25 protein-coding genes are annotated in these 25,930 nt (G+C 69.1%); 13 read left to right on the plus strand and 12 right to left on the minus strand.

The window, feature by feature from the left end; genetic code table 11:
• The first annotated feature begins 144 nt into the window (after positions 1-144).
• A complete protein-coding gene (locus HDA44_RS04360) occupies positions 145-882 on the plus strand; it encodes a beta-phosphoglucomutase family hydrolase (protein ID WP_184831532.1) in 738 nt (245 codons plus the stop codon).
• Positions 883-927: 45 nt separating this feature from the next.
• A complete protein-coding gene (locus tag HDA44_RS04365) occupies positions 928-3,297 on the plus strand; it encodes a glycosyl hydrolase family 65 domain-containing protein (RefSeq protein WP_184831534.1) in 2,370 nt (789 codons plus the stop codon).
• 32 nt (positions 3,298-3,329) lie between these two features.
• Here the strand turns inward: HDA44_RS04365 and HDA44_RS04370 are convergent, their stop codons facing one another.
• Together HDA44_RS04370 and HDA44_RS04375 are read right to left on the minus strand one after the other, a co-directional pair.
• A complete protein-coding gene (locus tag HDA44_RS04370; RefSeq protein WP_184831536.1) occupies positions 3,330-3,584 on the minus strand; it encodes a GlsB/YeaQ/YmgE family stress response membrane protein in 255 nt (84 codons plus the stop codon).
• Between the two features lie 126 nt (positions 3,585-3,710).
• Positions 3,711-4,619: a hypothetical protein gene (locus HDA44_RS04375; RefSeq protein WP_184831538.1), complete on the minus strand. Its 909-nt coding sequence runs from the start codon at positions 4,617-4,619 to the stop codon at positions 3,711-3,713.
• Between the two features lie 88 nt (positions 4,620-4,707).
• Between HDA44_RS04375 and HDA44_RS04380 the strand changes: the two genes are divergently transcribed.
• Complete coding sequence (locus tag HDA44_RS04380) at positions 4,708-5,808, plus strand: DNA glycosylase AlkZ-like family protein (protein WP_184831540.1); 1,101 nt, start codon at positions 4,708-4,710, stop codon at positions 5,806-5,808.
• Positions 5,809-5,858: 50 nt separating this feature from the next.
• Here the strand turns inward: HDA44_RS04380 and HDA44_RS37875 are convergent, their stop codons facing one another.
• The 4 genes from HDA44_RS37875 to HDA44_RS04400 all read right to left on the minus strand — a co-directional run bounded on the left by HDA44_RS37875 (position 5,859) and on the right by HDA44_RS04400 (position 9,211).
• Complete coding sequence (locus tag HDA44_RS37875) at positions 5,859-6,050, minus strand: DUF1918 domain-containing protein (RefSeq protein ID WP_184831542.1); 192 nt, start codon at positions 6,048-6,050, stop codon at positions 5,859-5,861.
• Between the two features lie 65 nt (positions 6,051-6,115).
• Positions 6,116-7,531, minus strand: a complete 1,416-nt coding sequence (locus tag HDA44_RS38405; RefSeq protein WP_184831544.1) for an ATP-binding protein — start codon at positions 7,529-7,531, stop codon at positions 6,116-6,118.
• 95 nt (positions 7,532-7,626) lie between these two features.
• Positions 7,627-8,304: a response regulator transcription factor gene (locus HDA44_RS04395; RefSeq protein ID WP_184831546.1), complete on the minus strand. Its 678-nt coding sequence runs from the start codon at positions 8,302-8,304 to the stop codon at positions 7,627-7,629.
• Complete coding sequence (locus HDA44_RS04400; RefSeq protein WP_184831548.1) at positions 8,210-9,211, minus strand: EamA family transporter; 1,002 nt, start codon at positions 9,209-9,211, stop codon at positions 8,210-8,212. The genes HDA44_RS04395 and HDA44_RS04400 overlap by 95 nt, the downstream gene beginning before the upstream one ends.
• Before the next feature lie 42 nt (positions 9,212-9,253).
• Between HDA44_RS04400 and HDA44_RS04405 the strand changes: the two genes are divergently transcribed.
• From HDA44_RS04405 to HDA44_RS04430, 6 genes are all read left to right on the plus strand, one after another.
• The gene (locus HDA44_RS04405; RefSeq protein WP_337905626.1) at positions 9,254-9,745 is read left to right on the plus strand and encodes a MarR family winged helix-turn-helix transcriptional regulator; all 492 of its coding nucleotides are present in this window, start codon (positions 9,254-9,256) and stop codon (positions 9,743-9,745) included.
• Between the two features lie 146 nt (positions 9,746-9,891).
• Positions 9,892-10,890: a glycosyltransferase gene (locus tag HDA44_RS04410; protein ID WP_184831552.1), complete on the plus strand. Its 999-nt coding sequence runs from the start codon at positions 9,892-9,894 to the stop codon at positions 10,888-10,890.
• 32 nt (positions 10,891-10,922) lie between these two features.
• Entirely contained in the window at positions 10,923-13,466 is a 2,544-nt protein-coding gene (locus tag HDA44_RS04415) for a YfhO family protein (RefSeq protein WP_184831554.1), read from the plus strand.
• Positions 13,467-13,506: 40 nt separating this feature from the next.
• Positions 13,507-15,066 (plus strand): glycosyltransferase family 4 protein, encoded by a 1,560-nt coding sequence (locus tag HDA44_RS04420; RefSeq protein WP_184831556.1) that lies wholly within the window; start codon positions 13,507-13,509, stop codon positions 15,064-15,066.
• A gap of 82 nt (positions 15,067-15,148) precedes the next feature.
• The gene (locus HDA44_RS04425; protein WP_184842860.1) at positions 15,149-16,612 is read left to right on the plus strand and encodes a glycosyltransferase family 87 protein; all 1,464 of its coding nucleotides are present in this window, start codon (positions 15,149-15,151) and stop codon (positions 16,610-16,612) included.
• Between the two features lie 55 nt (positions 16,613-16,667).
• Entirely contained in the window at positions 16,668-16,928 is a 261-nt protein-coding gene (locus HDA44_RS04430; protein WP_184831558.1) for a WhiB family transcriptional regulator, read from the plus strand.
• Between the two features lie 98 nt (positions 16,929-17,026).
• On the opposite strand, the gene HDA44_RS04435 is transcribed toward HDA44_RS04430, so the two are convergent.
• Genes HDA44_RS04435 through HDA44_RS04450 form a run of 4 tightly spaced genes read right to left on the minus strand, consistent with a single transcriptional unit; the run spans position 17,027 to position 21,252 of the window.
• On the minus strand, positions 17,027-17,902 hold the full coding sequence (locus tag HDA44_RS04435) for an ATP-grasp domain-containing protein (RefSeq protein ID WP_184831560.1): 876 nt from the start codon (positions 17,900-17,902) through the stop codon (positions 17,027-17,029).
• Positions 17,844-19,211: an MptA/MptB family glycosyltransferase gene (locus tag HDA44_RS04440; RefSeq protein ID WP_475584079.1), complete on the minus strand. Its 1,368-nt coding sequence runs from the start codon at positions 19,209-19,211 to the stop codon at positions 17,844-17,846. Before HDA44_RS04440 ends, HDA44_RS04435 begins: the two co-directional genes overlap by 59 nt.
• Positions 19,211-20,467, minus strand: a complete 1,257-nt coding sequence (locus HDA44_RS36625; RefSeq protein ID WP_202887170.1) for a DUF2064 domain-containing protein — start codon at positions 20,465-20,467, stop codon at positions 19,211-19,213. The genes HDA44_RS04440 and HDA44_RS36625 overlap by 1 nt, the downstream gene beginning before the upstream one ends.
• Positions 20,464-21,252, minus strand: coding sequence for a glycosyltransferase (locus tag HDA44_RS04450; RefSeq protein WP_184831564.1), 789 nt, complete (start codon positions 21,250-21,252; stop codon positions 20,464-20,466). Before HDA44_RS04450 ends, HDA44_RS36625 begins: the two co-directional genes overlap by 4 nt.
• Before the next feature lie 122 nt (positions 21,253-21,374).
• On the opposite strand from HDA44_RS04450, the gene HDA44_RS04455 reads away from it, so the two are divergent.
• Genes HDA44_RS04455 through HDA44_RS04465 form a run of 3 tightly spaced genes read left to right on the plus strand, consistent with a single transcriptional unit; the run spans position 21,375 to position 23,439 of the window.
• A complete protein-coding gene (locus tag HDA44_RS04455; protein WP_184831566.1) occupies positions 21,375-22,070 on the plus strand; it encodes a response regulator in 696 nt (231 codons plus the stop codon).
• Positions 22,070-22,285, plus strand: a complete 216-nt coding sequence (locus HDA44_RS04460) for a hypothetical protein (RefSeq protein WP_184831569.1) — start codon at positions 22,070-22,072, stop codon at positions 22,283-22,285. Before HDA44_RS04455 ends, HDA44_RS04460 begins: the two co-directional genes overlap by 1 nt.
• A gap of 11 nt (positions 22,286-22,296) precedes the next feature.
• Positions 22,297-23,439: a sensor histidine kinase gene (locus tag HDA44_RS04465; RefSeq protein ID WP_238352357.1), complete on the plus strand. Its 1,143-nt coding sequence runs from the start codon at positions 22,297-22,299 to the stop codon at positions 23,437-23,439.
• Between the two features lie 35 nt (positions 23,440-23,474).
• On the opposite strand, the gene HDA44_RS04470 is transcribed toward HDA44_RS04465, so the two are convergent.
• Both HDA44_RS04470 and HDA44_RS04475 read right to left on the minus strand, forming a co-directional pair.
• On the minus strand, positions 23,475-24,518 hold the full coding sequence (locus HDA44_RS04470) for an NAD-dependent epimerase/dehydratase family protein (RefSeq protein ID WP_184831573.1): 1,044 nt from the start codon (positions 24,516-24,518) through the stop codon (positions 23,475-23,477).
• Positions 24,515-25,300, minus strand: a complete 786-nt coding sequence (locus HDA44_RS04475) for an S-methyl-5'-thioadenosine phosphorylase (RefSeq protein ID WP_184831575.1) — start codon at positions 25,298-25,300, stop codon at positions 24,515-24,517. Before HDA44_RS04475 ends, HDA44_RS04470 begins: the two co-directional genes overlap by 4 nt.
• 85 nt (positions 25,301-25,385) lie before the next feature.
• Here HDA44_RS04475 and HDA44_RS04480 point away from each other — a divergent pair, with 85 nt between their 5' ends.
• On the plus strand, positions 25,386-25,880 hold the full coding sequence (locus tag HDA44_RS04480; protein ID WP_319044868.1) for a hypothetical protein: 495 nt from the start codon (positions 25,386-25,388) through the stop codon (positions 25,878-25,880).
• Positions 25,881-25,930: the final 50 nt, after the last annotated feature.

Genomic DNA, 25,930 nt, shown 5'->3' on the forward strand with positions numbered 1-25,930 from the left:
GAGAGCGGCACGCCCGCCCGTCATGTCCATACTTCCAGCCAACCATCCACCACTCCCGCGGGGCTTGTGAAAGCAGACAACCAACTCCCGCACCTCTCATCCGCCTCCACACAAGAGTGGATCGCGGGGGCTAGGGTGGACGGCATGTTGGGACTTGCCGCGGGGATCCGGGTTTGTCTGTTCGACCTGGATGGGGTGTTGACGGATACGGCTGCCGTGCACGCCGCGGCCTGGAAGGAGATGTTCGACGAGTTCCTGCGGGCCGACTCGGCGGCGCGGGGGATTCCGTTCCGGGCATTCGACGCGCGGGCGGAGTACGACGCGTACGTGGACGGTAAGCCGCGTGCCGATGGCGTCCGGGACTTCCTGGCCTCGCGGGGGATCAGCTTGCCGGACGGGAATGCCGACGACCCGCCGGCCGCCCGGACCGTGAACGGGCTGGGGAACCGGAAGAACGACGCGGTTCAGCGCCGGATCCGGACCGACGGCGTGCGGGTGTTCGAGGGTTCGCGGAAGTACTTGCAGGCGGCCGAACAGGCGGGGCTCCGGCGGGCGGTGGTGTCGTCCAGCGCGAACACCCGCGAGGTGCTGGACGTGACCGGGCTCGCCCAGTACGTCGAGCAGATCGTCGACGGGGTGACGATTCGTACCCAAGGGCTGAAGGGCAAGCCCGCGCCGGACACGTTCCTGGCGGCGGCGAAGGGGTTCGGGACGGAGCCGTCCGCGGCGGCGGTCTTCGAGGACGCGCTGGCCGGCGTGTCCGCTGGGCGTTCGGGCCACTTCGGGCAGGTGATCGGCGTCGATCGCGTCGGCCAGGCCGGCGAACTGAAGACCCACGGCGCCGACATCGTCGTCCGCGACCTGGCGGACCTGCTGACATGAGCGTCGGCGAACGGCATCCGATCCGGCTGACTTGTTGGAGGGCGTGTGATTGACCGTGGGCACCATCCGATCGAGCCGTGGCGGTTGCGGGAGACGCGGCTGGCGCTGGACAAGCTGGCCCAGTCCGAGTCCTTGTTCGCGCTCTCGAACGGTCACATCGGCCTGCGCGGCAACCTCGACGAAGGCGAGCCGTACGCGATTCCCGGTACCTACCTGAACTCCTTCTACGAGCAGCGCCCACTCCCGTACGCGGAGGCCGGCTACGGGTACCCGGAGTCCGGTCAGACGCTGGTCGATGTCACCAACGGCAAGCTGATCCGCCTGCTGGTCGACGATTCGCCGTTCGACGTACGCTACGGCTTCCTCACCAAGCATGAGCGGTCGCTCGACTTCCGGACCGGCATCCTCGAACGCGACGTGGACTGGACGTCACCGGGCGGCAAGCGGATCCGGGTACGCAGCCGGCGGCTGGTCTCGCTGACGCAGCGCGCGGTCGCCGCGATCGAGTACGTGGTGGAAGCGGTCGACCAGCCGGCCAGGTTCGTCATCCAGTCCGAGCTGGTCGCGAACGAGGCGCAGCCGAAGCTGTCCGACGATCCGCGCGTGGCCGCTGTACTGGAGAATCCGTTGAAGCCGGTCAGCCACGACGGCGGCGAGCACGGCACCGTACTGCTCCATCGCACCACCCGCAGCCAGCAGTTGATGGCCGCCGCGATGGGACACGAGGTGGAGACCACGGCCCGGTACGCGATGGACCAGGATGTCCGCGAGGACTGGGCCCGGACCACGGTGATCTGCCAGTTGCAGCCGGGCGAGAGCCTGCGCGTGGTGAAGTACCTGGCGTACGGCTGGTCCAGCCTGCGCTCCGAGACCGCGATCCGGGACCAGGTCGCCGCGGCGCTGGCGAGTGCGCGGTTCTCCGGCTGGGACGGGTTGACCAAGCAGCAGGTCGAGTTCCTGGACGACTTCTGGGACGGCGCCGACGTCGAGGTGGAAGGGCATCCGGAGCTGCAACAGGCGGTCCGGTTCGCGTTGTTCCACGTACTGCAGGCGGGCGCGCGGGCCGAGCGGCGGGCGATTCCGTCGAAGGGCCTGACCGGCGCCGGGTACGACGGGCACACGTTCTGGGACACCGAAGGTTTCGTGCTGCCGGTGCTCACGTACACGCTGCCCGATGCCGCGGCCGATGCGCTGCGCTGGCGGCATTCGACGCTGGAGATGGCGAAACAGCGTGCCGAGGAGCTCGGTTTCCGTGGCGCGGCGTTCCCGTGGCGGACGATCCGCGGTCAGGAATGTTCGGGCTACTGGCCGGCGGGGACGGCGGCGTTCCACATCAACGCGGACATCGCCGAGGCGGTGATGCGCTACCACCGGGCCACCGGCGACGAGGACTTCCTCGCCGAGGTCGGACTCGAGGTGCTGATCGAGACCGCCCGGCTGTGGATGTCGCTCGGGCACCACGACCGCGACGGCCGCTGGCACCTGCCCGGCGTGACCGGACCGGACGAGTACAGCGCTGTTGCCGACGACAACGTTTTCACCAACCTGATGGCGGCGCGCAACCTGCGGTCCGCGGCCGAGGTCGCCGCGAAGATGCCGGGCCGGGCCCGGGAGCTGGGCGTCGACAGCGAGGAGGAGGCGTCCTGGCGGGACGCGGCCGTCGCGGTGTACGTGCCCTATGACGAGGACCTGCAGGTACATCCGCAGTCCGAAGGCTTCACCGGGTACGCGGTGTGGGAGTTCGAGGCGTACAAGGACAGGTACCCGCTGCTGCTGCACGCGCCGTACTTCCAGCTGTACCGCACCCAGGTGGTGAAACAGGCCGATCTGATCCTGGCCGCGTACTGGTGTGGTGACGCGTTCACGCCCGAGCAGAAGGCCCGTGACTTCGACTACTACGAGCGCCTGACGGTACGGGACTCGTCTTTGTCAGCGTGTGTCCAGGCGGTGATGGCTGCTGAGGTAGGACATCTCGACCTGGCGTACGACTACGCGTACGAGGCCGCGCTGATCGACATGCGCAACCTGCACCACAACACCGGCGACGGGCTGCACATGGCGTCGCTCGGCGGTGCCTGGAGCGCGCTGGTGGCCGGGTTCGGCGGGTTGCGGGATCGCGATGGGGTGCTGTCGTTCGATCCGGCGTTGCCGATCGGCCTGTCCGGGTTGAGTTTCACGGTCCGGTGGCGCGGGGTGCGGCTGAAGGTGGAGATCGATCCGGTGTCGGTGCGCTACACCGTGCACGACGGGCCGGACGCGTCGATCGTGCTGCGGCATGCCGGTGAAGAGGTGACGGTCAGCGCGACGCGGCCGGTGGTCCGGACACTGGAGAAGCGCCGGCCGTTGCTGCCGCGTCCACCGCAACCACCGGGCCGCGAGCCGCGGCCGGCGATGGCGATCAACGAGGAGCAGTAGGACCGGCGCTTCCGGGTACCGTCGTGGTGCGGTCAGTTCTTCTTGCGCGCCGACAGCGACTCGGCGGTGCCGACCAGCAGGACCGACGAGATCACCGCGACGATGAAGCCGAGGATGTTCAGCTCGAAGATGCCGCCGGTCCCGAGGATGCCGGCGATGGTTCCGCCGATCACGGATCCGGCCAGGCCGAGCAGCAGGGTGGCGAGCAGACCGAGCTTCTGCTTCCCGGGCGTGAACAGCCGGGCCAGTGCTCCGATGATGAGTCCGGCGACGATGAAGCCGATCATGGCTGAGATCCTCCGAGAGTTCGAACGTTGTGCCTCCAGTCTGGGGCGCTGGCAGCACCGGGACGAGTGGAGTTCTCCCTGACCGGACCCGGAGCCGACCCTGGGGGTACGCGATCTGGCCGGCGGTCAGGATTGCGCGGCGGTGCTGAAGATCCGGCTGTTCGCGAGCAGCCGGGGAGCACCCGCGAGCCGCCCGAGCACGCTGTTCCCGAGCTGTTCGGCCGCGGCCTGGCTGCCGCCGAGCAGCGCTTTGTACGCGGCCTGGCAGGCGGCGCGCGGGCCGAGGATCTCCACGTACAGTTCGATGTCCGACATCCCCGGATGGGTCTTGAGTACGCTCAGGGTGCTTTTCGCGCAGCGGATCAGGGCCGGCCGGGTCCGGTCCGAGCTGTGGTTCACCAGCAGAAGGTCCGCGAGTGCCTTGGCGACGAAGTACTCCGCGCTGGACGGCCGGTCCTGGAAATACCGGACGGACGCGGTCATTTTGGCGTCGTCGGTGAGCGCGCAGATCGCCCAGAGCGGTGGCAGCGTGATCACCTGCGCCGGCGGAACGTACGCCGGAACCGCGCGCACCGCCGCCGCGCCACCGCTGTTGTTGACGGCGATCAGGGCTGCCCGGGACGCCTGGTCCTTCGGGTTGGCGTACGGCGCGGCGACCAGCCGGCTGGTGAAGTCCGCGTCCGGTACGACGATGACCGTGAGACTGCCGGTGTTCTTCAGCAGCAGCGAGGTACGGCTCGGGTCGGTGCTCACGGTCAGCTCGACGCCATCGGTCTCGGACTCGGCCGGCAGCGGCACGGTCGACTGCTTGCAGTCCTTCGCGGGCTCGGCCCCGGTCGGGCTGGCGGCACTCGGCGGCACCACGACCGACGGACCACCCGACGGCACGACGATCGACGGATCACTGGTTGGCACGGCGATCGACGGATCACCCGACGGCACGCTCGACCCTTCCGCGGCCGAGCACCCGCCGACCACGAGCGCCGCGCATACCACAACCGCACGGAGCACGACCGCCCGACCACGTACCGCCACGATCCCCCCTGACCCCGAGCCCAAAAGGTCCCCACCCACACCCGGTTCCTCTCAGAATACTGTCCCAGACATGCCCTAGCCTCGTTTCGTGACTGTTCATCAGTTGTCGAGGCGGGACGCGCGGCGGTTGGCGGTGCGGGCGCAGCTGCTGACCCAAGAGCGGCCGGCGGATCTGTACGAAGTGGTGCGCGGGCTGAATGTGCTTCAGTTGGACCAGACGGCGTACGTCGCGCCGAACGCGGACCTGATCGCGTGGAGCAGGCTCGGCTCCTCGTACGACCCGGCTGAGCTGTCCGATGCGCTGGCTTCACTGGAACTGCTCGAGTTGCGTGGGTTCGTCCGGTTGCCGGAGTCACTCGTGCTGTTCCGGGCGGAGATGGCCGCCTGGCCGGGCGACGGGAAGCTGCTGGATTGGCAGGAGTTCCGCCGCGATTGGGTCCTGGCGAACGAGGGCTGCCGCCTGGACATCCTGGAGCGGTTGCGACAGGACGGTCCGCTGGTGATGCGCGACCTGCCCGACACCTGCGTACGCCCCTGGCAGTCGACCGGCTGGACCAACAACCGGAACGTCTCGCAACTCCTCGAATTCATGATCCAGCGCGGCGAGGTAGCGATCGCGGGCCGCGACGGGCGGGACCGGCTGTGGGACCTGGCGTCGCGCGTGTACCCCGACGACCCGGTCCTACCGGCGGAGAAGGCGATCCGGGTCCGCGACGAGCAGCGACTGCGCTCGATGGGCATCCTGCGCGCCAAGGGACCGGCCTGCCCCGGCGAGCCGCTCGATGCAGGAGAGGCGGGGGAGCGCGCCGTCGTCGCCGACGTCCGCGGCGAGTGGCGCATCGACCCGGAGCTGCTCGACCAGCCGTTCACCGGGCGTACGGCGATCCTCTCGCCCTTGGACCGGCTGGTGTACGACCGGAAACGCTTGACCGAGCTGTTCGAGTTCGACTACCAACTGGAGATGTACAAACCGGCCGCCAAACGCCGCTGGGGCTACTTCGCGCTCCCGATCCTCCACAACGACCGCCTGATCGGAAAGCTCGACGCCCAGTCGGACCGCAAGTCCGGAATCTTCCAGGTGCATGCGATCCACGAGGACGAGCCCTTCACCAAGACCCAAACCACCGCGGTACACCGCGAAATCCGCGACCTGGCCGACTGGCTGCGACTACAGCTGATCCTGCCCTGAGCGCTGCTGGCCTGGTTCGCTACTGGTTCGGGTCGCTGCTGGTTCGGGCGCTACTGGTCCGGGTGGACGATGTGCGCGTCGGGGCCGGGGAAGAACAAGGACTCGGTGTCCGTGTCGGTCCAGTGCACGAGGTATGGCGGCGCGCCGCCGGGGTCATGCACTTCGACGATCTTCCCTTCACGCCGGTGCGCCAGCAGATGGCTGCTCTCGACTACTACCTGGTCGCCGGTCGTCGCCTTCACGACGCCCACCTCCTCGTGGAGTCCGTACCACCAGCTTGGTCCCCCCAACCGCCAGGCACCACCCCTCAGTTCACGTCAACCGCCGGCGGGAGGGTGACGGTGGCTGTGGTGCCGCCGATGGGGGAGGAGGTGAGGGTGATGGTGCCGTGGTGGGCGCGGGTGATTTCGCGGGCGATGGACAGGCCCAGACCGGAGCCTCCGCTGGCTCGGGAGCGGCTGGTGTCGAGGCGTACGAAGCGCTCGAACACGCGCAGCCGGTCCGCCTCCGGGATACCGTCACCGTCGTCCTCGACGGTGATGATCGCGGCGCCGTTCTGCTCGGAGGTGGTCAGGCGGACGGTGGAGTGCGCGGCGCGGGCGGCATTGTCGACCAGGTTGCGCAGTACCTGACTGAGCCGGGCCGGGTCACCCGTGACCCGGACCGGATGGACGTCGCTCTTCACGGTCAGCTCGGGTTTGGAGCTGCGCAGCCGGTGAATCTCGGCCTCGACCAGGTCGTCCAGATCCACGTCGGTCGGCCGCATCCGGATGCCGGTGTCGTCGGCCTTGGCGAGCAACAGCAGGTCCTCGACCAGGTGCCGCATCCGCTCGGTCTCGGTCTCCATCACCTTGCCGAGCTCGCGCCACGCCTTGCCGGTGGTGTCGGCCCCGACCACCTCGAGCGCGGCGGTGAGCGTGGCCAGCGGCGACCGCAGCTCGTGGCTGGCGTCCGCGACGAATCGCCGCTGCGTCGCCTGCCCGGTCTCCAGCCGGTCGAGCATCTCGTTCATCGTCACCGCGAGCCGGGCGATCTCGTCCCTGGTCGCCGGCACCGGTACCCGCTCGGTCAGGTCCCGCGACCCGATGCCCTGCACCCGGGAGCGGATGCGTTCGACCGGCCGCAGGGCCTGCCCGATCATCAGCCAGCCGGCGATCCCGACCACGATCAGCAGCACCGGGAACCCGATCGCCAGGTACTGCGCGACGGTCGCGACCGTCTGCCGCTGCGTCTCCACCGACGACGCGACCACCACCGTGTACGTCGTGCCCTGGTACGCGGCGCCCTGCGCGACGATCAGGAACGAGTGGTCGTCGTCGAGCAGCGGCATCTCGCCGACCTCGGCCCGCAGCAGCGCGCCGGCGGGCGGGCGCAGATCGGTGAGCGGCGTGTTGTCGACCCGCGACGAGGAGGCGGCGACGATCCGCCCGGCCGGATCGATGACCTGGACCAGCTGGCTGGCCCGGGTCGTCTCGGCCAGTTCGCGCCCGAGCCCGGCCGTACCCGACGAGCTGACCTGGCGCGCGACATCGCTGACCCTGCCCTCGGCCGCGTCGGAGACCTCGGTGATCAGCGCGCGTTGCAGGAGCAGCAGCAGCGCCACCGCGCCGATCATCAGCGCGACGGCGACCACGATCACGGCCGCGGCGGTGGACCGGCTCCGCACGCTGGCCTGCCGGAGGCCACCCGCGGTCCGGTACCAGCCGTCAACGCGACGTCGCACCACCGAGCTCACCTACCAAGTCTCGCAGGCGCATTCTCTCGCGCGAGCACACCCAGTGTCGCAGGCGCACCAGGTTCCGCGGGTTCCTCAGCAGGTCAGCCGCCTTCAGGGTTCAACCGGTACCCCATGCCGCGGATCGTCTCGATCGCGTGCCGGGCGTACGGAGTGTCGATCTTCTTCCGGAGGTACCGCACGTACACCTCGACCACGTTCGGGTCACCGTCGAAGGCCGGGTCCCAGACGCCGGCCAGGATCTCGGTCTTGCTGACGGTGTCGCCGCGGTGCCGCATCAGGAACTCGAGCAGCCCGTACTCGCGCGGGGTCAGGGTGATCTCCCGGCCGTCCCGTTCGACCCGCCGGCGGGCCACGTCCAGGGTCAGGTCACCAGCGGTCAGTACCACCGGGCGCTCCGGGCCGCCGCGCCGGATCAGCGCTCGCAGCCGGGCCACCAGGACCAGGAAACTGAACGGTTTCGTCAGGTAGTCGTCGGCGCCGAGGTCGAACGCGTCGGTCTGGTCGTACTCGCCGTCCTTCGCGGTCAGCATCAGCACCGGCGTCCAGATCCCGCGCGCCCGGAGCAGTTCGAGCACCCGGTACCCGTTCAGCTTCGGCAGCATGATGTCCAGCACGATCACGTCGTAGTTGTGCTCGGTCGCCGCCCAGACCGCGTTCTCCCCGTCATGAACCAGCTCGACCACGAACCCGGCGTCGGTCAACCCCCGGTGGACCGTGTCGGCCAGCCGGAGCTCGTCCTCGACCATCAGCACTCGCATACCGACCATCCTCACCGCTGCGCACTGAGAGTCCGCTGAGAGGTGCGTCACCACGGACAGTGAATCGCAGTTGACTGCAGGCGATACCGAGCAGGACCAGTGCGAGTCCGAGGAGCTGGCGGCCGGTGAGTACGTCGCCGGACCACAGGACGCCGAGGAGTACGCCGGTGACCGGGTTGAGCAGGCCGATCAGGCCGACGGTCGCGGCGGGGAGTTTGCGGAGGCCGGTGAACCAGGCGGTGAAGGCGAGCGCGGTGGCGACCAGGCCCACGTACGCGAAACCGGCGATCGCGGGACCGTCCAGCCGGGGTGGAGCGCCTTCGACGGCGATCGCGAACGGGATCAGGATCAAACCGCCCGCGACCAGTTGCCACGCGGTCGTCGCGACGGGACCAGCGTCCGCCCGGCCCCACTTCTTGGCCAGCACGTAGCCGCCGGACGACATCACCAGCGCGGCGACCGATGCCGCGACGCCGCGGCGGTCGACGGCGACCGATCCGGTGCCGAGCAGCAGCACGACGCCGGCGATCCCGGCGGTCGCGCCGGTGAGGACGAGCGCGGTCGGCCGTTCGCCGAGCAGGCCCCAGGCGAACAGAGCGAGCGTGAACGGCGCCGCGGACATGATCGTCGAGGCCAGGCTGACCGGCAGCAGTTGGGACGCGACGTAGATCAGCGCGAAGAACGCACCCATGTTGCAGACCCCGAGCAGCAGCGACCGCCACCACCACGCGCCGTGGGGGAGCCGCCGGGTCAGGGCGAGCAGCAACAGGCCGGCCGGCAGCGCGCGGAAGACCGCGCCGTACAGCGGATGTCCGGCCGGCAGGTACTCGTGGGTGACGAAGTAGTTCGTCCCCCAGGCGATCGGCGCGATCGCGGTGACCAGGCTCCAGCGGACGGTATTTTCCATGGAAGACATTGTATCTTCCCAGGAAGATATATGCTGACCGGTGTGACCGAGGACCATGTCGCCAGGATTCAGGCCCAGTGGCGGATCGAGCGCCCGGACGTCGACACCAGCCCGCAGGGCGTGATCGGCCGGCTGCACCGGATCGCGAACTCGCTGACCGGCGAGCTGACGTTGCTGTACGAGAAGTTCGGCCTGACCGAGGGCGAGTTCGACGTACTCGCCGCGTTGCGCCGCGCGGGTTCGCCGTACGAGCACGCGCCCGGGGAGCTCGCGCTGCACACGATGGTGACCACCGGCGCGATCAGCAAGCGGGTCGATCGGCTGGAGGAGGCCGGGCTGGTCCGGCGGCGCCGCAGCGATGCCGACGGGCGCGGTCGGGTGGTTCGGCTGACGCCGGCCGGCCGGCGGTTGTTCGACCGGGCATTCAGTGCCCATATGGCCAATGAACAAAGGCTTCTCGAAGTCCTGACTCCGGACGAGCGGGCCCAGTTGGAGCGGTTGCTGACGGCCTGGCTGGGCCGGCTCGAATCCTGACCGCGAGTGCCGGTGCCATCACTGTCGGCTGAATTCTGGTCTGGACGAGAATTTTTTGGTCGCCCGATGCAACATTCCGACCTGCCGAGACATCTAGACAGTAACGGGGGAAGTTCTGGGCAGGCACGGACAGCTGGCGGAGGACCATGAGCATCTTGGGGGAGTTCCCCGGTACCGAGATCGCGGTGATCGTGCCGTGTTACAACGAGGCCGCGGCGGTCGGAAAGGTTGTCCACGAGCTGCGCGAATCGTTGCCGACGGCGATGATCTACGTGTACGACAACAACTCGACCGACAACACCGCGGCGATCGCCACGACCGCGGGCGCGATCGTGCGGCACGTTGCCCAAAAGGGCAAAGGCAACGTCGTCCGGCGCGCGTTCGCCGACGTCGAGGCCGATGTGTACCTGCTGATCGACGGCGACGACACGTATGAGGCAGCCCGCGCCGCGGTCCTCGTCGAGGCCCTGCTGGCCGGGCCGTACGACCATGTGGTCGGGGTCCGCAAACATTCGAACGTGGCCGCCTACCGGCCCGGGCACACCTTCGGGAACCGGATGCTGACCGGCGCGGTCGGCGCGCTGTTCGGTCGCGAGATCACCGACATGCTGAGCGGGTTCCGCGCGTTCTCCCGGCGGTACGTGAAATCGTTCCCGGCGTTGTCGCGGGAGTTCGAGATCGAGACGGAGCTGACGATTCACTCGCTGCACCTGCGGATCCCGGTCGCCGAGGTCCAGGTCGGGTACAAGGAACGCCCGGTCGGCGGCGAGAGCAAACTGCGCACGTATCGCGACGGCTCGCGGATCCTGCGCTGGATCCTGCACCTGGCCCGGGTCGAGAAGCCGACCTTGTACCACGGCGTGCTGGCCGCCGTCTTCGGCGTGATCGCGCTCGCGCTCGGCGTACCGATCGTCGTCGAGTATCTGCAGACCGGGCTCGTGCCGCGATTCCCGACCGCGGTGCTGGCGTCCTCGATCGGGCTGATCGGGATCCTGATGCTGGTGCTCGGCTACCTGCTCGACGTGGTCGGCCGCGCCCGGCAGGAGGCCGCCCGACTGAGTTATCTCAGACATCCGGCGCCGACCCAGTTGGTGCAACCACCTGCCCTCGCGCTGGCGTCCGAGCCGAGCCGGCCGACGGAGTGATCCGCCGACTTGCCGCCGGGCGGCGGTGGCACGTGTCCGTGCCGGCTGCCCTGGCGGCGGCCCTGACGTTCGTCGTCAGCGGGATGATCCGCGGCACCTACCCCTTCGGCGACCGGCCCCGCAGCACCAACGACCTCGGTCAGCAGTTCGTCCCGATGTACGCGCATCTGCGCGACATCCTCACCGGCCAGGCGCCCGGTGACCTGATCTTCAACTGGTCAAGTGGTTTCGGCGTTCCGTTCCTCGGCGACTCGATGGCGTACGTCGGGTCGACGCTGTCCTGGATCGTGCTCGTCCTGCCGCGCGACCACATCGACCTCGCGCTCTTCCTGGTCGACGTCGCGGCGATCGGTCTGGCCGCCGGCGCGATGGCGACGTACCTGCGGTGGCTGCGTCCGACCGGGCCGTTCTGGCTGGCGGTGATCGGCGGCGTCTCGTACGGCGCGTGTGCTTGGGCGATCGACGACGCGGCGTACATGAGCGTCTGGCTGAACGGGCTGGTCGCGTTCCCGGTGATCTGTCTGTTGTGCGAGTGGATTCTGCGCCGCCGCTCGATGCCTTCGCTGCTGGTCACGCCGTTCGTGATCGCGCTGCTGTGGACGTCGCACTTCTATACGGTGTACATGGCAACCATCGGCGCCGCGATCGTCGTGGTGGCGCGCATCCTCGCGTACGACGCGGCCGTGTCCTGGCGGGAGCGCCTCACCGGCGCGTTGCGCTGCATGCTCGCGGTCGGCCTGGGGATCGGGCTGGCGGCACCGTTGCTGTTGCCGACGTTCCGGTCGGTCAGCGCGGCCCGGCCGAGCCCGGATGTCTCGTTCAAACCGATCGGCGCGCTGGACTTCCTCTCCCGGTTGCTGGCCGGCAGCGAGGGCGTCGGGTCCACGCCAGGCCTCGCGGTCGGGACGTTGATGTTGCTGCTGGCAATCAGTTTCCCGTTCAACCGGGCGATCCCGGCCCGGGAGCGGATCGTCTGGACCGCGGTCGTGCTGCTCACGGTGGGCAGCATGCAGGTCCGGATCACGCACGAGGTGTGGCACGGTTTCGACAGCCCGAACGGCAGCCCGTTCCGGCAGGCGTTCGTGATCGCCGGGATGCTCGTGATCGTCGGCTGGATGTCGGTCGCGTCGGGCGTACGGGGGCTCCTGGTGGTGACCGCGCCGCTCGCACTGGTCGGGATTCTGTACGGGCTGACGTGGAACGTCCGTACCATCACCACGACCACGCATCTGGCCGTGCCGCTGCTTGCCGCCACCGCATTGATCGCGTGGCTGATCTTCCGGCGACCGCTACCTGTCGGCGTGCGCCGTGGCGCGATCGTGCTGCTGCTGGGTGCGGTGTTCGTCGAGGTGACGCTGTCGTCGGTGGCGATCGACGCGCAGCGAAGCAAGATCCTCAGCGCGAGCTCGCCGTGGGGCGAGCTGCACTCCACTATCCGTGCACTGGTGCAGTCCGCGGATGATTGGCCGAACCATCGAACGGCGCCCGGCGCCGCGCTGACCGTCAACGACCCGATGCTGATCGGTGGACAAGGCTCGCAGTACTACTCGAGCACGATCCCGGACACCGTCTCGGCGCAGCTGCTCAGCCTCGGCTTCGGGTACAGCTCGTACGGCCGGGCGACCGTCGATCCGCGCAATCCGGTCGTCGACGCGATCTTCGCGATCGGCGCCAGGGTTGTCACGGACCCGGCCGATGACGCGCCGCGGCTGGAGAAGTACGACAGCGCGCCGCTGGTGACCGTACGCCCGGTGAAGGCCTGGACGTCGCCGGATCCCGGTCCGTTCGGCGCGCAGGAGACCGCGCTCGGCGCGGATGTGTACACGATCCCGAAGCTGCGGGCGGAGCAGACCCCGGACGCCACCGTCGCCGACCGCGGCGGCGCCATCACCATCCAGCCCACAACCGGCACAACGGGCTCGGCCGGCACATCCGGCACGACGGGCTCGGCCGGCGCGACTGGTGCGAAGCGGTCGGTCCAGGTGCGGTTGACCGCGCGCTGCGCGCCGGGCTCGGAGGTTTGGCTGGCGGCGCCCACCACCGTCGGTGAAGTGGTTGTCGACGGGCGCGGCTGGAGGCCGATCCTCACACCGGTGGCGAAGCGTCCGGGCGTGTACACCGGCGCCCCGATGATGCGGCTCGGAACAGTCGGTGCAGACGGGTCCTACCGGGTCGAGCTCCGGCTCCAGGGCCGTACCCGGCTGCCTTCCGCCGCGGTCGGCTGTCTGCATCGCGACAAGCTCACCGCCGCCGTGCACCAGCTCGGCAAGCCGGCCGAGGTGAAGGTCGGCGGTCACGGCATCGACATCCGGCTCAACCGCGGTACCGCGGGCGCGGTCGTCGTCAGCGTGATCCGGATCGACGGCTGGCAGTGTTCGGTCGACGGCGCCGCCGCGCGCAAGCCCGGCGACCGGGCCGGGTTGATGGCGATCCCGGTCTCGGCCGACTCGTCGAAGGTCTCCTGCAACTACCGTCCACCCGGCATCCGCCTAGGCCTGGTGCTCGGAGCCGGAGCTCTGCTCGGCGTGCTGCTGATCGCCGCCGCCCTGCTCGTGCTCCGTCGACGGCAGACCTGATACGTGCAACCCGTTCGGCCGGTGTTCCCGTTTTGTAGTCATGAGCAACGAAGCCGGCAATCCACACGTTGTGATGTTCGTCGCGAACGACGTCAGCAACGACACCCGCGTACTCAAGGAAGCCGGCGCGCTGGGCCAGGCCGGGTACCGGGTGACGTTGCTCGGGGTATCGGCGACGGGCGAGACCACGACCGAGACGATCGACGGCGGCGTGCCGCTGACCCGGATACCCGGCCGTTTCGTGTTGCGCGACGAGCGGACCCGGCGGCGGAGCGCGCGGCGCGGACGACGGCTCTTCAAGGCGTGGATCGCGCCGGCCCGGAAGGCCCGGATCGCTGCCAGGCTGGCGGATCTGAAGGCTGAATCGGGCCGCGCGGCCGCCGGCCGACGCGCGCGGACCATCGGTTCGCTCAGCTATCAGCGCGGCCGGGCGGTGCGCGTGCTGAAGTACCGGCGCTGGCAGGTGGAGTCGAAGGCGCTGTCGCTCGGCCGGCGGGTGACGAGTTTCGAGGCCCGGAAGGTCGCCGAGGTCTGGCGATGGTGGGACGGCTGGTGGCCCGCTCGGCAGCAACTGGCCAGCTGGCGCTCGGTCGTACCCGAGGCCTACGACTACGAGGCGATCTTTGCCGACGTACTGGATCGGTTGCGGCCGGACGTACTGCATGCGCACGACATGCACGTGATCGGCGTCGCGACCCGTGCCGCGGGACGGGCAGCGTTGCGCGGCCGGACCGTGAAGGTGGTGTACGACGCGCACGAGTACGTCGCCGGACTGTCGCAGTACGGCGGGCGTACGCCCCGGATGATCGCGGCGTGGGCGCAGCACGAGCGCGAGTACATCGGATCGGTGGACCGCGTCATCACGGTCAGTCCGGCGATCGCGCGACGGTTGCACCAGCAGTACCGGCTGGATCGGGAACCAGCCGTGGTGATCAACAGCCCACGGCTGGAAACGCTCTGCAGCGGCAGCGAGGTCGTCGACGTACGGACCACGATCGGGTTGCCGGGCGACGTGCCGCTGCTGGTCTACAGCGGTGGGATCACGCGGGCCCGCGGCGTCGAGACCGCGATCGCGGCGCTGCCGAGGCTGCCTGAAGCGCATTTGGCAGTGGTCTGCGTGCCACACACCCGCACCCGGCCGGTCGACGAGCTGCGGAAACTGGCGGCCCGGGTGGGCGTCGAGGACCGCGTGCACTACTTGGACCCGGTGCCCACCGGCGAGGTCGTGCGCTTCCTGCGCGGCGCCGACGTCGGACTGATCCCGATCCTGCGGTACCCGAGTCACGAAATGGCCCTGCCGAACAAGCTGTTCGAGTACACGTTTGCCGGGCTGCCTGTGGTGACCAGCGACATGCCGACGCTGGAGGAGTTCGTCGGGAAGACCGGTATCGGGGAGGTGTTCGTCGCGGAGGACGCCGACGCGCTGGCCGCGGCGACCGGGCGGGTGCTGGCCGATCTGGCGACGTACCGTGAGCGCGTGCAGGACCCGGGCGTACGGAACGAGATGTCCTGGGAGACGCAGGCGGTGCACCTGCGGGACGTGTACGCCGAACTCGTCGGACTGCCGGTTCACTCTGATCGGAGTGCCGTCCCGGGCTGACGCGGCGGCGGTGGGTAACCTCGCGCAGAGCCGGGCCGGGTGATCGGACCCGGGCTGTCGCGAGGTGCGCCGATAGGAGATGATGCCCACCGTGACCGGACCACAACGCGAGCTCACGCGGACTCCGTCGGCGGCCGATCCGGCCGTGGCCGGGCTGACAGTCGGGCTCGGCGGGCCGTCCGGGCGGTTCGCCCGGCTCAGCTCGTCCTGGTGGACCCCGTTGCGGATCGCGCTCGCGGTCTGCACGATCACGTTCGGTCTCGGCGTACTGCAGAAGGCGCCGTGCATGGAAGCCGGCTGGGATCGGCAGAGCTGGCGGCCGTTCAAGGCGCTGTGTTACTCCGACATCGGGTTCCTGTACCAGGAGCGCGGCTTCGCGGAGGGCAACCGGCCGTTCCTGGACACCGGCAACTACCCCGTACTCGAGTATCCGGTGCTCACCGGTGGTTTCATGGAAGTCGCCGCGCAGATCACCTGGCTGATGACCGGCGACCCGAAGAAGGACGTCACGGTCGAGCAGAAGCGCGACACGGCCGGGGTGTTCTTCCTGGTCAACACCGTGATGCTGTTCCTGTGCGCGTTGGTCATCGTCGGGTTGACGGTGGCTACGGCACGTGGAGTAGCGCGCAAGCCCGGCGCGGCCCGTGGGCAGCCGCTGGACGCCCTGTACGTCGCTGCTGCTCCGGCGCTCGCACTGACGTCGACGATCAACTGGGACTTGTTCGCGGTCGCGCTCACCGCCGGCGCGATGTTCGCCTGGTCACGCGGGAAACCGGTGTGGTTCGGCGTACTGCTCGGGCTGGGGACGGCGGCGAAGTTCTACCCGTTCCTGTTGCTGGGGCCGTTGCTGATCGTGTGCATCCGCGGCCGGAAGTTGTGGCCGTGGGTCCAGGCACTGGTCTCGACGGCGGTCGCGTGGGCGTTGGTGAACGCACCGATCTACCTGCTGGCGAAGAACGAGTGGCTGTCGTTCTGGCAGTTCAACGACGAGCGGGAAAGCGACTACGGCTCGATCTGGTACGTCCTGAAGCTCGCCAAGCACGAGGTCGCGGACGTCAACCAGCTGAACATCGTGATCTTCGCGGGGCTCTGCCTGTCGATCGCGATCCTCGGTCTGATGGCGCCTCGACCACCTCGCTTCGCGCAGCTCGCGTTTCTCGTGGTGGCGGCGTTCCTGCTGATCAACAAGGTGTACTCACCGCAGTACGTCCTGTGGTTGCTGCCGCTGGTCGCGCTGGCCCGGCCGCGGTTGCGGGACTGGCTGATCTGGCAGGCGTGCGAGTGTTTCTACTGGATGCTGGTGTGGATGCATCTCGCCCAGTTCCTGGCGCCCGGCAACCCGGACGTACCGGACCGGATCTACTGGCTGTCGGTGATCCTGCGGATGGCCGGCACGCTGTGGCTGATGCTGGTGGTCGCCCGCGACATCCTGCTGCCGGAGAACGATCCGGTCCGGCACGGCGACCTGGTCGACGACCCGTCCGACGGTGTCCGGCCGCGGCGGCGAGGCAGGCTTGCCACCGCCTCGGCAATGTCTACTAACTAGATCATATTTCGAGACAATGATCGCCGGTGGTCGCCGGCGATCTACCGTCGGTGTCATGAGGCCGACGCTGACCGTGATCGTGGACCCCGCCGACCGCTGGATGAGCCGGGCCGCGTGCATCGGCCAGGCACCCGCGTACGACGAGACCGCGCCCCGCTGGGAACAGCGGAAGGCCCGTGAACTCTGCCTGAGCACCTGCCCGGTACTGGCCGAATGCCGCGACTGGGCGCGCCGCACCAAGTACACCGGCACCGCCGCCGGCGAAACCCTGCTCTACGGCCGCCGCCGCGGCCACCCCGAATCCGCCGCCAGCTGACCCACCCCGCCCGATTTCCTTTCAGGCGTTAACCACCGAAATTGCCCCTTCACCCATCGCATGCGGGGAGTGAAGGGGCAGTTTGAGAGGTGAACCCCTCAGCTGGTTTTGGAGGTGAGGCGGGTGGCCAGGGCGGTGGCCAGGGCGGTGGCGAGGTGGGTGGCGGCGGTGGGGGACTGGGGGAGGAACAGGTAGGGCTCGATGAGTTCGATTTCCATCAGCAGGAAGCGGCCGTTCACGACGACGCCGTCGACCCGGGCGTACAGCGGGGTCGGGCCGGACGCGGACAGCGCCGCCTGGGCGGTCGCCAGTACGTCGGCGGGCGGGTCGGTGGGGATGACCTGGCCGCCGTACGATTCCTGGACCCGGTAGTCGCCGGCCGCCGGGCGCTTCACCACCGCGTGGCTGAACTCGCCGTCGAAAAACAGCAGCGACCACTCGCCCGCGGACTGGATCTCCGGCAGGAACGGCTGCACGAGGTACACCAGGTCGGGCAGCTCGGCGAGTGCCTGGTCGAGCTCCGGCGAACCGGCGAGCGCACGAACCGTGTGCAGCGCGTTACCGCTCACGGTCGGCTTGATCACGATCTCCTGACCGGTCAGGCCGGCCACGACCTCGCGCAAGCATGCACCCGCCGCGACCTGGGACGGGACGATCGCCACGCCCTTCTCGCGCAACTCCAGCAGGTACTGCTTGTCGCTGTTCCAGCGCACCTGCTCGGTGTCGTTCAGTACTGGTACGCCCGACTTGTCGAGCAGGGCGAGCCATTCGGTGAACTCGGCGTAGCGCAGGAAGTAGTCCCAGACCGTACGCAGCAGCACCGCGTCGTACGCCGACCAGGTGACCGACGGGTCGGTCCAGACCTCGACGACCGGGTCGAGTCCGGCGGCGCGAAGGGCGTCGAGGAGCGGGCGTTCATCCGGATGCAGTTCGGCGTACCCGGCCGAGGTCGCGATGGCGATGCGTTGTGTCACGTTCGTCAGTGTTCGTTGCCGATGGCGGTGCGGTCAAACCTGATTTGGCAACAATCCGGCGACGCAGCGTGATCACGATCACGACGACCGCGAGGGCGGCGAGGTGGATCAGGCCCTGGCGAGTGGGGTGGCCGAAACTCGCGTACGCGAGGTAGGCGGCGAGTGGGACGGCGAGCCATTCGGGGCGGTGCGCGAGTACGGCCAGGGCGATCAGCGGGAGGCCGTACCAGGGGTAGGTCGGCGTGGCGATCAGCAGCGCGGCGCCGTACAGCCAGCAGCAGGTGAGCGCGATCGGATCGCGGCGGGTGCGATGGAACGCGAGCGCGGCGAGGGCGATCGCGAGCGCCGCGGCGGTCAGCTGGCGGGCCTCAGGAGGTAACAGGAGCGCGAGAATCGCGGATCTGGAGCTGCCGTCGGAGAACCCTTCCTGGTCGAGGTAGCCGGGCAGGAAGCCGGCGACAAGGATGCCGACGGCAAGCACGTGCGGGAGATAGGTAGCGATGAAGGTGCTGAGGGCAACCAGTGGGCGGCGGGTGCGGAAGGCTGGGAGGAGTAGCAACGGGAGCAGCTTGACGCTGCCGGCCGCGCCGAGCAGGATCGCGGCGAGCTTCGGGCGGCGGGCGGTGGTGATGACGGCAGCGGCGATGAGGAGGGCGGCGAGGACGTCCACGTGGGCGGCGTTGGCGGCCTCGATCGCGACGATCGGTGACCAACCCCACAACGCGGCCCAGCGCGGGTCTTGTACCGCGAGTAGCCAGGTGAGTGCGATCGCGATCAGCGCGGCGGCCAGTTGAACCCCGAGGGTGCCGGCGGACCAGGGCGTGACGAGCGCGACCACGGTGAAGTACGCCTCGGCGATCGGTGGGTAGATGGTTGGCACGCCTGGGCGGTTGATTCTGGTTCGCGCGTCGTCGACGGGGAGTTGCGCGGGGTTCTTGGGTACGCCGGTGACGCCTGACTTCTGGGTCGGGGACAGGCCGGGGAAGAGGATGGGGTCGCGGAGCTTCGCCAGCGTGTCGTCGAGGGGCACCTGCGCGTACGGGGAGTGGCCGGAGAGTTGTACTCGCCCGTCCCAGACGTAGCGGTAGGCGTCCGTGCTGGTGATGGGCGCGTGGGTCAACCCTGGTACTTGGCAAACCACCGCCACAGCTACCACCGCACCAACCGTCAGACCCCGCCCGAACCGCCACACCGCGCCGGCGACCAGAACAGTCCCCACGACTACCACCCACTGGTGGGCTGCCGCGGCCACAACCACCCCCGCGGTCGCAGCCGCAACAACACCTGCGAGTACCCACTGGCCGCGCATCAGCTGGTTCGGCGGAGGGTCAGGAAGGCTCGGTGGGGAGTGCGCCAGTCTTCGGTGGGATGGAGGTTGGAGTGGTGGGCGTGGCGGATCAGCGCGTGGGTGCCTACCCTTGCCCAGGGCAACGGGCTGGAGCGGCGGCCGGTGGTGCTGTGGAGGACGATCGGCGCGGTCTCGTCCAACTCGTCATCCGGATCGACCTCTACCAGTACGAGACCGTCCGGGCGGACCAGTTCGGCGCAGCGGCGGAGGAGTACGCCGGGTGCACCACCGATCCCGATGTTCCCGTCCATCAGCAACACGCTGCCCCACCGCCCCTCGCCGGGCAGCGGGTCTTGTACCGGACGGTGCAGCGCCGCCGCCCCGCGAGCTGTCGTCAGTGAAACCGCCCGCGGCGACACATCCACGCCGAGCGCCGGGATTCCACGCTCGGCCAGCGCGATCACGATCCGCCCTGGACCACACCCGACGTCCAGTACTGGTCCCTCGCACCGGCTGAGGGCTAGCCGATCCACTTCATCCGCGGGCGCCGACCACCGATCGAGCTCCGACAACGCCGGCACGGCGCGTCCATCGATGCCGGTGGCAACCACTCGCGCCTTGCCGCCGAGCGCCTGTTCGAACAAGGCCCCTGGATGTGCCGCGTGCTGCAGCCGCCGATGCAGCCGCGACATCCGTAGTGCTGGAAACTCTGCTGCCAGCCAGGCGGCGTCGCGTGGCGTGTCCATGTCTCGCAGCGTCGGCAACATACGTACGCGCAATCCCAGTGCCAGCAAACGGCGTAGCTGATCGCGACCGGTGTAATCGGTGGACATCGGTACGCCGACCAAGGCCCGTCGGTCCGGCTTTCGGAGCCCAAGGCACCAATATCCACCGTCCTCCGTGAGCCCCAGCACCGCGTCGTGCCCGGACCAATGAAACCCGAGCAACTCCGGGCGCAGTTGCGGGGTATCCATCCCGACCAGCAACATCGGCGTACCGTCGTACACATCCTCGAACGCGGCCGCCAGCCGCTCATCCAGCCCATCCCCGCGCTGCCCGACCACCTCGAACCCGGCCGGCAACCAGGACCCCGGTTCACCCTCCAGTACAACAACCCGCCGCCCGGCCGCCGCCCGCTGCACCGCACTCAACGTGTCACCAAGCGAAGCCCGTGCCAACGCCGCCGCCTCGACCGCACTGAACTCCCCCTGCAACCGAGTCTTAACCCGCCCAGCCACAGGCGCCTTCGCGATCACAATCACCGTCCCCCGAGTCACCGCCCCCGCCCCTTCCACACGCGGCTCAACCACACGCGGCTCAACCACACGCGGCTCAACCACACGCGGCTCATCCGCGCCGGCGTCTTCCGCGCCGCCGCCCTCCACGCCTGCGCCTTCAACACCGGCGTCGTCGGGCCTGTCAGTACCTTCGACATGTCCAGTACGGCTCGTGCGGCGCCGAGGGGTGTGCCTGTTACTTTCGAGCGTCCCGAGCGCGGTAGGTAGTCGACGTCGATCTCCACGATCCGCCAACCGGCGTCGGCCGCGCGCACCACGGTCTCCAACGGGTACCCGGACCGCCGGTCCGCGATCACGAGGTTCAGCAGCGGCTGCCGGCGGGCGGCGCGCATCGGTCCGAGGTCGTGCAGCGCGACGCCGGTCCGCCGCCGGATCCGGCGCGACAACTCCGCGTTCGCCAACCGCAGATGCCACGGCCACGCCCGCCGCGACACCGGCCGCCGGCGCCCGACGGCCAGGTCCGCGTACCCCGCGAGTACCGGCGTGATGACCCGCATCAGCTGCTGAGGATCGAGCGACGCGTCAGCATCCATGAACGCGACCACCTCGGCCCGCGCCGCCTCCAGCCCGGCGTGGCACGCGGCGCCGTACCCCTTGACCTTGCAGTGTACGACCGCCGCGCCCAACCCGGCCGCGATCTCCGCCGAGCCGTCCGTGGAACCGTTGTCGACGACAACGGCCCGCACGTCCGGTGGGAGCCGACCGAGAATCCAGGGCAGGGCGGCGGCCTCATTCAGGCACGGCAGCACGAGATCGACGAACACGCTTCGACGGTACGGACGAACCACCGCCCCCGGCGCCCCAGCGCGACTACGGGTCGCTTACGTTGGTGGGCGTAGCGGTGCTGGTGGGGCGTGGGACCGGGTGGACGATCTACGCTCTGAAGGTGGCTACTCGTGTGCTCGTCGTCGATGACGACCCGACCGTGTCCAACGTCGTCTCGGCGTACCTGACCAAAGCCGGGTACGACGCCCGCGTGGTGGCCGACGGCGCGTCCGCGGTCGAGGTCTGGCAGCAGTGGAAGCCGTCGGTCGTCGTACTGGACGTGATGCTGCCCGGACTCTCCGGCCTGGACGTACTCCGCCGGATGCGCGCGGCCGACGACGGCGCGGCGGTGATCATGCTCTCGGCGCGCGGCGAGGAAGAGGATCGGCTGGTCGGGCTGGAGGTCGGCGCGGACGATTATGTGGTCAAACCGTTCAGCCCGCGCGAGCTGACGCTGCGGGTGCAGGCGATGGTCCGTCGCGAGGAGCGCCTGGCCGGGCTCGATCTGACGCCGACCAAGCTGAGCGCCGGCCCGGTGCTCGTCGACACGGCGGCGCGGCGCGCGTACCTGAACGATGCCGAGTTGTCGCTGACGCATCGGGAGTTCGACCTGCTCGCGTACCTGGTGGCGCATGCGGGCAAGGCGTACACGAAGGTGGAACTGCTCCGCCGCGTGTGGGGCTGGGACTTCGGCGACTCGTCGACCGTGACGGTGCATGTCCGGCGCCTGCGAGAGAAGATCGAGAGCGACCCGTCCGACCCGAAACTCGTGCTCACGGTCCCCCGCACCGGCTACCTCTTCTCAGCCGGCACCTGATGAACACCACCACCCGCACGAACACCACAACCCCGCCGATCGCGGCCACCCCGTTGAACGCGGACACCCTCGTGAACGCCCGGACCCCGCTGAACGTGGGCACCTGCCTGAATGCCCGGACCCCGCTGAACGCGGACACCTTGCTGAGCGTCGGGGTGCTGTTGGGTGTGGGTGTCTTGCTGTGGGCTGGGGTGCTGATGGGGGTGGGGGACTGATGAGCAAGGATATGTTCACGATTTTGGGGCTTACCACGTTGTGGACGTTGGTGGTGGCCGCGGGTGGGGCGGCGGCCTTGTGGCGGTTTCGGGGGCGGTCGTTGCGGATCACCATCATCGTGGCGGCGCTGGCGCCGTTGGTTGCCGCGCTGGCGGCGGTCCTGCAGAGCGTACGGGCGATGTTCATTTCGGCGCACGACTCGTGGGTGGTGCTGTGGACGCTGGCGTTCGCGGCGTTGCTCGGGCTGGCGATGTCGGTGCTGCTGGGGCATTGGATCAGTGCCGGTTCGCGGGCGGTCGGGCGGCAAGTGCGGCAGCTCGGCAGTTCGTACGAGCCGCTGGAGGGTGCTGGTGGGACCGTGCCCGCGGAGCTGGCCGAGCTGACTGACGAGCTGGAGATGACCCGGAAGAAGCTGGCGGCTTCGCATGACCGGGAGCGTGCGTTGGAGGCGAGCCGGCGGGAGCTCGTCGCGTTCATGTCGCATGATCTGCGGACTCCGTTGGCTGGTTTGCGAGCTGTTTCGGAGGGGCTTGAGGACGGGGTGATCGACGACGTGCCGGGCGCGTTGCGGCAGATGCGCGCGACTGTTGACCGGATGACTGGGTTGGTGGATGACCTGTTCGAGTTGTCCCGGTTGTCGACGGCTCCTCCGCCGCGGCGGCGGTCGGCGGTGAGTTTGCGGGAGCTGGCTGAGGACGTTGCCGGGGAGAACGGCGAGCACGCGCGGGCGGAGGGCGTACGGCTGACGGTCGCGACGCCGGCCGGTGATGATCGGCTCGCGGTCCAGGGCGATCCGGATGAGCTGAGCCGTGCTGTGACGAACCTGGTGGGTAATGCGATTCGCCATACCGCGGCTGGTGGAGAGGTTACGGTCACCGTGGACCGTGAGGCCGATGGCCGGGTCCGGTTGGCCGTCACGGATGCCTGCGGCGGCATTCCCGCTGCTGACTTGCCGAGGGTGTTCGACGTCGGTTGGCGCGGAGACGCCCAACGCACCCCGGAAACGGTGCCCTCCGCCAGCGGAAAAAGTGGAATCGGCGGTGGGTTGGGGTTGGCTATTGCTCGTGGGGTTGTTGAATCGCATGAGGGCACGATTGGTGTGACCAACACTGCCACTGGGTGCAGCTTCAAGGTGGATTTGCCTGCAGGCTGACCTACGCCCAGCAGGTCGGGGCGCCAGTGGCCAGCTCAACTGCAGTCAGTAGCGGGTGGGTCGGCGGTCAGGAGGTCGGCTAGGCCCGTGGTGAGGGTGTGGGTGGGTTTCCAGGACAGGTCGGCGCGGAGGCTGGCCGACGAAGCGGTGATGTGGCGTACGTCGCCGAGACGGTACTGCCCGGTGATCACCGGCTCCGGTCCATTGTAGATTGTTGACAATCCGGCGGCGAGGTCGCCGATGGTGTGGATGCTGTCGGTGCCGACGTTGTAGACAATCGACGGCGGCTGATCGGGGAGCGCGGCGGTCGCGGCGGTGACCGCGGTGGCGACATCGTGGACGTGGATGAAATCCCGGCGCTGACGGCCGTCCTCGTACACGCGCGGCGCCGTGCCACGGTCGAGGGCCGACCGGAAGACCGATGCGACCCCGGCGTACGGCGTGTCCCGCGGCATCCCCGGCCCGTACACGTTGTGGAACCGGAGCGCCGTCACCCGCCCGCCGGTCTCGCGGGCCCAGGCGGCGGCCAGGTGCTCGCCGTGCAGCTTCGTCGCGGCGTACGTGTTCCGTGGATCGAGTCGTGCATCCTCGGTGACCAGGCCGGGGGAGAGCGGCGCGCCGCAGTACGGGCAGGGTGGTTCGAACCGGCCGGCGTCCAGGTCCTCGGTACGGCGTGGCCCTGGCGCGACTTGTCCGTGGACGGCGCAGTCGTAGCGCCCTTCGCCGTACACGACCATCGAGCTGGCGTACACGAGCCGGCGAACCGATCCGAGGGACTTGAGCAGTACGGCCGTACCGAGACTGTTCGAGGAGACGTAGTCGTCGATGTCGTCGAGGTGTACCCCGAGCCCGACCTTCGCCGCCAGGTGGATGACGGTGTCGACCCGTTCGACCGCGGCGGCGACCGTACTGGCATCGCGAACATCGCCGACAATCAGACCAGGCCGGGGCTCCGGCCGCCGCGCATGAACGTCAGCGCGAAACGAGTCGAGCACGACCACCTCGTGGCCCTCAGCAACCAACTGCCGATGTACCTGCCGCCCGATGAACCCAGCGCCGCCGGTAACCAGAACCCTCATACCGCGACCACCGGCTCTGCCGCGGCGGTGCCGTCCAGGGAGTGCCGGCAGCTGCAGTCGGCGTCGGGCAGCTGGGTGATAACGGCCTTCAGCAAGGTTTGCAGCCGTTCGATGCTGTCCGTGAACGCCGCGAAGACCTCCGCCTGGGTAACGCCGCTGCCGGTTTCGACGCCGGCGTCGTGGTCAGTGATGACGGCCACCGAGGTGTAACAAAGAGCGAGCTCGCGGGCGATCGCGGCCTCGGGTGCGCCGGTCATACCGACCACCGACCAGCCCTGCGCCGCATGCCAGCGCGACTCGGCCCGGGTCGAGAACCGTGGTCCGTTGATCACCACCATGGTTCCTTCGGGTACGACGTTGCCGAAGGCAATCACCGTCGCCCGGCCGGCGGGGCAGTACGGGTCGGCGGCTGAGGTGTGAACGACCGGCGCACCGTCGTACACCGTGTGTGGTCGCCCCCAAGTGCGGTCCACGTACTGGTCCGGGACGACGAAGGTGCCTGGCGTGAGCTCGGGGCGGAGCGATCCGACCGCGCACGGGGCGAGCACCTGGCGTACGCCGAGCGCGCGCAGCGCCCAGAGGTTCGCCCGGTAGTTCACGCGGTGTGGCGGGAACCGGTGGTCCGCGCCGTGCCGCGGGATGAACGCGACCTGCCGGCCACCGAGCTCCCCGACCACCGGGTGCTCGCTCGGTGGGCCGAACGGGGTGTCGATCGCGATCGTCTCCACGTCGGACAGGAACGAGTAGAAGCCGGACCCGCCGAGTACGCCGATATCAGCCATGATCACGACGCTAGTGCCGGAGCCGGTGCCGGTAACCGGAACCGGCTGGACCGTCAGCGCTCCGTAAGGGTGATCGAATGGGTCCGTGGAGATCTCCTGGCTGCTGATCGCGATCGGCGCGGTGCTGCTGCTGTTCGGCGCGTACGCGAGCTGGACCGCCGGCCGGTTGGACCGGTTGCATGCGCGGGTGGACCTCGCCCGCGCCACGCTGGAGAAGGAGCTGGCTCAGCGGTCTGCGCTGGCGGCTGAGGTGGCTGGTGCCGCGGTACTTGACCCGGCGTCGGCGTTGTTGCTGCTGGACGCCGCGCATCACGCGCGGGCCGCGTCACTCGCCGCGATGGAGGTACGTGAGCAGGCCGAGTCGGCGCTCACTCGCGCGATCCATGCCGTCGGCACCGATACCGAGCCGTGGGCCGGTGAGCTGAACCTGGCGATGCGGCGCGTGCAGTTGGCCAGGCGCTTTCACAACGATGTGGTCGTGTCGACCCGAGACCTGCGTCATCGCCGGCTGGTCACGTGGTTCCGGTTGGCAGGGCGGGCTCCCATGCCAACCACCATCGAACTCGAAGACGGCAGCTGACCGCGCGCTTCAGCCGGCGGTGAGTGTGACGGCGATTGACCGCGTGCTTA

It is taken from the genome of Kribbella solani, assembly GCF_014205295.1.
Taxonomy (GTDB): Bacteria; Actinomycetota; Actinomycetes; order Propionibacteriales; family Kribbellaceae; genus Kribbella; species Kribbella solani.